The following is an 8053-nucleotide window of genomic DNA, read 5'->3' on the forward strand; positions in this document are numbered from 1 at the left end:
AGAGTATATAGATTTTTACGCTGCGGATAGACTTAAAAGAAAGACCCATTATTCAATCTGGTTTTATTACGATAATGAATAAAATTCTAAAGAGGTTTGTTAAAATTCAAAAGAATTTAAGGAAAAGAATAGTTCTTTCTAAAGATATAGACAGGGTAAAAACTGTCCTTGGCGTGGATGTTTCATATAAAGGAGATTTCCAATACACAGTTGTTGTAAAGTATGATGCTTTTGAGAAGAAAGTTAAGGATGTTGTTGTAGAAAAGGAAAAGGTTAGTTTCCCATACATTCCAACTTTTCTTTCCTTTAGAGAGGGTCCCTATGCGGTAAAGACGATAAAGAAACATTTTGATCTAAAAGAGATTGATGTGGTTCTTGTGGATGGGCAGGGAATAGCACACCCAAGAGAACTTGGTCTTGCCACATACATAGGAATTTTTATAGAGAGACCAACAATTGGCGTTGCAAAGAGTCATCTCTTTGGAAAATTTGAGGAGCCTGATGAGAAGAAGGGGAGTTTTACATACCTGTTTGATAAAAATAGGAAGATTGGAGTGGTGTTAAGAACAAGAGATAAAGTAAAACCACTCTTTGTTTCTCCAGGGAATATGATAGACATAGAAAAGTCTAAAGATATAGTGTTATCTCTATGTGTAAAGTATAGAATTCCAGAACCAATAAGAATTGCTGATAAAATTTCAAAGAGAGTAAAGGAGGAGTTATGGGAAAGAAATTTGGTGTAATTGGAGGAAGTGGATTCTATGATCTACCCGGTGTGAAGGAGAGGGAGAAGAAGGAGATAATAACTCCATTCGGGAGTGTTGAGGTTAGTATCGGAGAGATTGGTGACAGGGAGATTGTTTTTGTGCCAAGACACGGAAAAACCCACACAATTCCACCCCACCTCATTCCCTACAGGGCAAACATCTGGGCTATGAAGGAGATTGGTGTTGAAAGAATACTTGCAACATCAGCTTCAGGCTCTTTGAATGAGAATATGAAGCCAGGTGATTTTGTGATAATAGACCAATTTCTTGACTTTACCCACGATAGAGACTTTACATTCTTTGACTCAGTGGGGAAGGTTGTTCATACAGATATGACAGATCCATACTGCCCGGAGATGAGAGATGTTATAAGAAAGGTTATGGAGAAGGAAGGGGTAAGATTTCATTTTGCTGGAACATATGTTGCCATGAATGGACCAAGATATGAGTCAAGGGCAGAGATAAAGATGTTAAAGATTCTTGGCGGTGATATTGTTGGTATGACTGGTGTTCCTGAGGTGACTCTTGCCAGAGAGTTGGGACTTTGCTATGCCTCCATTGGAATAGTGACCAATTTTGCTGCAGGAATAACAGACGAGATGATAACCCATGAAGAGGTGAAGAGACTCATGGATGAGAAGAGTGAGATACTGAAGAAGATAATAATTGAGGTAATTAAACTAATTCCAGAGGAAAGACACTGCAACTGCAGATTTGCACCAGGCGAAGTCTAACCCTTATGTTATAATTCCTTTGAGGAGGAAATATGAATACGATAAAAAAGAGATACATCCTTGATGAAAAAAAGAGAATTGTAGAGGTTATTATTCCGTACGAGTACTGGAAAAAGATTGAGAAATTAATCAGAGAGAAGAAGGGAACAAGTAAAAAAACTTTAATGAAGTATTCCGGAGTCATCACACTTACTAAAGATCCAGAGAAGTATCAAAAAGAGATTAGAGGTGAGTGGTAATTTTCAATCTAACCTTCTTAACAAAGGATAAAGAGATAAAGAAGATAAAAGAGGTGAAATTCTACAAAGGGATCTAACCCTTATGTTATAATTCCTTTTAGTGAGAGTTCATACACTGGTTGTTGAGATAGGCTCAACTATTACAAAGGTATCTGCTTTCTCCTCTTTAAAGGGGAGAAATCCAAGATATTTAGGAAAGGGCATAGCAAAAACAACTGTTGATGAGGGAGATGTTACAAGGGGGCTTGAGAGAGCCATAGATGACCTCAAAAATAAACTTGGCACGCACAAACTCACATGGACACATCTCTTTGGAAACTCCTCTGCTGCAGGTGGTCTTAGAATGACAGTTCATGGGCTTGTCCTTGAGATGACTGCAAAGGCGGCAAAAGAGGCAGCTCTTGGTGCAGGAGCCATTGTGAAGCTTATAACTGCAGGACTTATAACCCCGCATGATTTGAAAAAGATTGAGGAGATAAAGCCAAATATAATACTTCTATCAGGGGGTGTTGATTTTGGAGAGGATAGGATTGTTGTTGAGAATGCAAAAAGATTATCCACCATCTCTATAAAACCACCTGTTGTGTTTGCAGGGAATCGCGCAGTAAGGGATATAGTTAGGGATATATTTAAGAGTAAAGGTTTCAAAGTATACATAACTGAAAATGTTTATCCCGAAATTGACAAATTAAATATTGAGCCTGTAAGGAAGGTGATTCAAGGAGTTTTTGAGGAACACATAATCCATGCCCCAGGAATGGAAAAGATAAGGAATTGGGTTGAGGGGGATATAATTCCAACTCCAGGAGCTGTGATGAATTCCTTTATGCTTCTCTACAAGGAAATAGGAGACATAATGGGATTTGATGTTGGAGGAGCAACAACTGATGTTCACTCTGTTACGAAGGGTAAAAAGGATAAGGATTCTATTGTTATATATCCAGAACCTATAGCCAAGAGAACTGTGGAGGGAGACCTCGGTGTCTATGTTTCTGCAAAGAATGTGCTTAACGAGATAGATCCTCTAAATAGAGAAGAGATAGAGAAGAAGTTTAAGTATCTTTCTCCAATCCCAGAGAAGAGAAGGGAGGTTAATTTAACGAAGAAACTTGCAGAAATCTGTGTAAAAACTGCACTTTTAAGACATGTTGGGGAGGTAAGGTATCTTTATACTCCCACAGGAAAGATAAAGGCAATTTTTGGAAAGGATTTGAGGAATGTTAAATGGGTGGTTGGGACAGGGGGAGTTTTTACCCATATTCCATCAATGAAAACCTTTTTAAAAAGGCTGTTTAAAAATACTGAAAATGAAAGACTCCTCCTTCCCACGAATCCAAAGATTCTTATAGATAAATACTATATCTTTTCAGCAATGGGAACTATATCAAATCTTTATCCCATAGGTGCAAAGAAACTCCTTCTTGAATCCCTTGGCTTCAAAGACAATTTATTTTAATTTATTTTTATCTTCCAATTTTCCCTCGTACTTAAAAGGCTCTATCTTTTTATTAAATAAAAAATTACTATGGAGAGTATAAAAAGATATATGGAAAAGATGAACATCTCCCTCCTTTTTACAATCTTTAGGAGTATGTAGAGAGAGATAAGGCCAAATATAAATGAGAAGAGGAATCCAAGAATTAATGGAGAGAAAGAGAGGTAGATGGGTGCTTTTATGTACTCATAAAACTTATAGAAAGATGCAATAATTATTGATGGTATGGCGAGAAGGAATGTATATTTAAAAGATTCCTCCTCCTTCATTCCAAGAAGCACTCCACCTACAAGAACCATTCCACTCCTTGAAATGCCCGGAAATATTGCTATTCCCTGCAGTACTCCAAGTATTATGGCTGAAAAAAACGAAATTTCCTCTGCCTTCTTATCTCCCCTTTTTCTTAAATAAAAAAGGGTTAAATATAAAGCCGTGAACATAAAAAAGAAGGGAAGATGATTTATGGTTTCATAACTCTCCTCAAATACCTTCTTGAAAGGGAAGTAAGTGACACCGGTAAAAATTATGGAGGTCATTAATAAAAGGATGAGTCTTACTTTTTTAAACGCATACACAATCTCCTTCTTGAGAAAGAAGAAAAGAGAGAGAACCGTTCCTAAATGGAGGACCAAATCAAATACTATTGGAGGAGAAGGAATTCCCAGTATATAGGATGTAAGGAGGAGATGACCTGAAGATGATATTGGAAGAAACTCAGACAAACCTTGAACAATTCCAAGAATTAAACCATGCAAAGCACTCACTTTAACCAGTTATCCTCTTTAAAGCTTTTTCTGCATCCTCTGAGAGTTTTTTGTTGTATAAGACAAAGATATCCTCTTTTATTTTCGGTATTAAATCTCTTAACTCTTTCAAATTTTTCACAGAGTCAATCATATCCTCAAATCTTTTAACTCTCTCCCTTAAAACCTCTGCGAGCGCATCCTTTGCAAGATTCTTTAGTTGTTCACCTCTCATTTTAAACACAGAGAGTTCTATAGGATTTGGATTTATATCCTTATCTATTGAGTAGAATGAGAGTTTTGCATTTTGTTTCATAGAAACAGTGGCAAATTTCATTATTAACTCTGAATCTGCTTCAGAAGAAAAGGGAGTTTTTGAAACTATCTCTCCGTCTTTAACCTCAAGGATATTCCCGTCAAACAGCGGTATAAAAATTTCCTCATCATCTACTGCGTATAAAACACCTGTTAGTTTCTTTTCTCCAAGGGTATCAAGAAATTGAGTTAGTTCAAGAACTTTAGTTTCAAGGTCTTTATAGAGTTCTTCTCCAAAGAAAAAGGACAGAAAAACAATCATTATTTCTCTTGGGAATGTAAAGAGATAGATTTTTCCTTTGGTTTTAGAGGAAAACATCCTCTCTCCTTCCTCACCCTCTACTCTCTCATTTCCTGTGAAGAAACATGTATAGACAGGTTTTCCATCCAAAAAAGCTATAATAAACTCCTGATCCTCATCCTCCCACATAAAAACACCGCTTTTATTCTCTATCTGTCCAAGTAAAACATCCTCCTTTAAAGCATTGTCTATGTTCTCTGTGTCAAAAAAGAGGGAAACCTTACCAAAGTTTTTTATAAATGAAATTTCCTTCATTGCTGCCTCCCTAACTCTCCATAATGGAAGGAGAGTTCTATTAGATCTTCTCCATCAATTAATCCATTTTTATCTAAATCAAACAAACTATTATACATGACATCCTCTTTTTTTATACCAAAATGATGGGCAAAAACAAAGATATCCTCTTCATTTATTATGAAATCATGATTGTAATCAAGTCCATTTGGATTAAAAACGATGGCATCTCCAGTATTTACCGAGAATGAATAGTCTTCGTCGGAGATATTAAAGATCATCACTCCCCCACCCTCAACAAGAAGAATATTTCTATAAGAGTCATAATAAAATTTGACTCCTTTAGTCATACACTCTTTAAACTTCAATCCATGCGAGAGGTGAATTACAATTTTCTTATCTCCAAAGATATGAAGATAAAGTTCATTCCCGTTTTCTTCAGGATATATGTAAACTGGTGATTCTATCTCATTAAAATTAAAACTCATGGGTATGTTGTTGACAGAGAAGTTATATTCTCCAGCACCTATGTTCTTTATTAAAAAGCCACCATCTACTCTATCAAATGGTTCTATATTTGCACCAGTGGGAACTTCAACAGGCACAAATTCGTTATCTTTTTTGAATCCAAAGACAGAGTATCTCTTCATAAAAGGAGCATTTCCATCTTTATCAATCTTTAAGGTAGGGTCGCCAAAGAGGTTAAATGTGTATGTATTCATCTGTGCTGCCTCAACAGGGTCTTCCTTGTCTGATTCAAAGTAGTTTTCATGATATTCAGATATTGCATTCCAGAATGCTTCTCCCACAGTTTGATTTTCTTTTATAAAGTTTCTTGTAAATAGGTAGTCTATTGTTAAAAGTCCTCCATCTTCTATGTCCTTCCAATAACTTGGACCCCAGGAGATCCTTGTTGCACCAATATATGCACTTCCACCTTTTGAAAGGAAAGTTTTTGCTAAAGAGTTTGGGGCTTCAGGAGTTGCTGTAAGGCAACTTGCTGCAAAGACAATCCCTCCATTTATCTCATCTGGCAGAGTGCCTGTGGATAAAAGAGATTTAAATGTCGTTTCACTTTCACTGAGCGTGTAATCACCATCTCTATCATTCCATATGTATCTTGCAACACTATAAGGACTTCCATGGGCATTTATACTTATTAAAGAGAAGGTCTCTTCTGAGAGAAGCTTTTGAAGGTTAACTGTGTTTAGAGGGAAATCGTGTAGAAAGGCAGAGGGTAAAGTCCCTTCATCTTCATATAGTCTTATGGGGGTAATTCTATTCTTAACAAGAATTTCATCTATTATCTTTTCCATAAACTCAGCGCCATCTTCAGTTTTTAGCGTTCTTCCCATCCACTCCTTACCTCTGAATGAAAGATACGCTCCAGCAAGAAGGGCTTTATTTTTCCTGTTGAAGGGGAGTTTTTCAAATCTAACGAGAGAAGAGAAGTATCTGTCAAGTTCTTCCTTATCGTCTATTGGAATCCTCCCAACAAATATCTCTGGCTTAACATGGATGTTATCATCTGGATACTCACCCAACTTTCCATCTCCATCCTTATCAAATTCCTCATTGAGGCAGGCAAAGAATATATCAGAGGGAGTGGGCTCAAAATATCCATCAAACTCATCACTTCTTCCATCTCCTCTTGGATAGAATCTCACCATTGGAAACTTTGAATCAGAGCCAATAATCATTAGATATTTTATATTCAGGGTCTTTAATCTATCCCTCAGATAATCTCTCAAAGAAACCACCTTATCTTCTCCCTGTAATTCTTGAGGAGTGATTACAATTACATTCAATCCTTCACTTTCCTTCAAATTTTTAAACTCCATGAATGAATCTGGGAGAGAGGCAGTACTGAACACAACAAGGGTATCATCCTTTATACTGAAAGAAGTGATGAACTGTTTCCCCATTGGAAGAACTGTAAATATGATAATTAATACAGTAATCACAGCCAATCTCTTATTAATTCCTTTCTCCAAACTCACCTCCGAGGACAAATTTATTCTACCAAATTCTCCAATTGTCTTATAATCTCATTGGAGATAGATTTCTGCTCACTTCTTTCTATTAAAATATCAGTACCAATTATAGCATTTCCCTTTAAATATATTACAACATGCCCTACTCCCATCATTTTTTCGTATTCAAATACTGCCCTTAATAAATCCAGATTAAAAGGCACCTCTTTATGTTTTTCTGACACAAAAATCATCACAAAAGGTACTTCAGTTTTTCTTATTACTTTTATAATCTCATCTTTCCATTCCTCAACGTTCTTTAATTCTTTTAAAGGTAACATAAATTTTATTTCCAATTTGCGGACTCCTTTTAATATATTCCTTACAGTTTCCTTAATTTCTTGATCATAAAGAACTCCACATTTTATTACTCCCTTTTTCAAGGATTCAAAAACTTTTTCTGCAAGGGTGCAGAAATCTATCTTTCCCTTCTCAAAGTATCTACTTATCCCTATAATTTTTCTTTTCTCCAGAGCGGAATAGACAAAAATCGAGGTTTTTTGGAATTCTTTCTTCTTCCTTATCTCTTTTATTATCTCTAAACCTGAATAGTCAGGAAGAACAATATCTATAAAAATAATTCCTGGGACAAATTTATTTAGAATTGAATAAGCTTCCCTCCCTGTTCTTGCAATATAAATTATCTTTCCCCTTCTCTCAAATATATCCTTTATTAATTCTATATCTTCAAGGTTATTTTCAATTATCAAAACTGAATTTTCCTTAAATCCCTCCCCTGTCTTTTTAAGAGCTGGAAATCTTTTTAAAGGGATAACAACACGAAATACACTACCTTTATCTAATTCACTCTCTACTGAAATATTTCCTCCTAAGAGATCAACCAGGTGTTTTGTTATTGAGAGTCCAAGACCTACACCTCTTTTTAACATGGTTGTTTCAAATGGTTTAAATATCTCATTAATTTTATCTTTTGGAATTCCTTTACCTGTATCCTTTACTTCAATCAATATTCTTTCCCCATCCTCAATATATTTAAACTCTACATACCCACTGTCAGTATATTTAACGGCATTTTCAAGGAGATTAGTTATTATTCTGTTTAGTGCATTATAGTCAGAATATATTTCATTTGTATTAATATTAACATCTAAACGAAACTCTAACCCTTTCTTTTTTGCCATGGGGGGAAAGGTATTTTTATTTTTCTTAACAAAACCTTCTTGTTTATAAC

8 protein-coding genes are annotated in these 8053 nt (G+C 35.6%); 4 read left to right on the forward strand and 4 right to left on the reverse strand.

What is annotated here, in order from left to right; all coding sequences use genetic code 11:
* The first annotated feature begins 74 nt into the window (after positions 1-74).
* The 4 genes from J7J33_06400 (at position 75) to J7J33_06415 (ending at position 3196) form a co-directional block, all read left to right on the forward strand.
* Complete coding sequence (locus J7J33_06400) at positions 75-743, forward strand: endonuclease V (GenBank protein ID MCD6168907.1); 669 nt, start codon at positions 75-77, stop codon at positions 741-743.
* Positions 722-1501 (forward strand): S-methyl-5'-thioadenosine phosphorylase, encoded by a 780-nt coding sequence (gene mtnP, locus J7J33_06405; protein MCD6168908.1) that lies wholly within the window; start codon positions 722-724, stop codon positions 1499-1501. Before J7J33_06400 ends, mtnP begins: the two co-directional genes overlap by 22 nt.
* 32 nt (positions 1502-1533) lie before the next feature.
* A complete protein-coding gene (locus J7J33_06410; GenBank protein MCD6168909.1) occupies positions 1534-1740 on the forward strand; it encodes a hypothetical protein in 207 nt (68 codons plus the stop codon).
* Positions 1741-1840: 100 nt separating this feature from the next.
* Positions 1841-3196 (forward strand): glutamate mutase L, encoded by a 1356-nt coding sequence (locus J7J33_06415; protein MCD6168910.1) that lies wholly within the window; start codon positions 1841-1843, stop codon positions 3194-3196.
* A 41-nt stretch (positions 3197-3237) separates the two neighbouring features.
* Here the strand turns inward: J7J33_06415 and J7J33_06420 are convergent, their stop codons facing one another.
* From J7J33_06420 to J7J33_06435, 4 genes are all read right to left on the reverse strand, one after another.
* On the reverse strand, positions 3238-3999 hold the full coding sequence (locus J7J33_06420; GenBank protein ID MCD6168911.1) for an undecaprenyl-diphosphate phosphatase: 762 nt from the start codon (positions 3997-3999) through the stop codon (positions 3238-3240).
* A gap of 1 nt (position 4000) precedes the next feature.
* Positions 4001-4849, reverse strand: coding sequence for a hypothetical protein (locus J7J33_06425; GenBank protein ID MCD6168912.1), 849 nt, complete (start codon positions 4847-4849; stop codon positions 4001-4003).
* The gene (locus J7J33_06430) at positions 4846-6822 is read right to left on the reverse strand and encodes a hypothetical protein (protein MCD6168913.1); all 1977 of its coding nucleotides are present in this window, start codon (positions 6820-6822) and stop codon (positions 4846-4848) included. Before J7J33_06430 ends, J7J33_06425 begins: the two co-directional genes overlap by 4 nt.
* 20 nt (positions 6823-6842) lie before the next feature.
* The coding region (locus J7J33_06435) for a response regulator (protein MCD6168914.1) at positions 6843-8053 on the reverse strand (1211 nt) is incomplete at its 5' end.

It is taken from the genome of Caldisericia bacterium, assembly GCA_021158845.1.
GTDB lineage: Bacteria > Caldisericota > Caldisericia > B22-G15 > B22-G15 > B22-G15.

Bases quoted from the DNA above. Each gene is read 5' to 3' on its own strand.
- J7J33_06400 (MCD6168907.1), top strand. From the start codon at position 75: ATGAATAAAATTCTAAAGAGGTTTGTTAAAATTCAAAAGAATTTAAGG.
- mtnP (MCD6168908.1), top strand. From the start codon at position 722: ATGGGAAAGAAATTTGGTGTAATTGGAGGAAGTGGATTCTATGATCTA.
- J7J33_06410 (MCD6168909.1), top strand. From the start codon at position 1,534: ATGAATACGATAAAAAAGAGATACATCCTTGATGAAAAAAAGAGAATT.
- J7J33_06425 (MCD6168912.1), bottom strand. From the start codon at position 4,849: ATGAAGGAAATTTCATTTATAAAAAACTTTGGTAAGGTTTCCCTCTTT.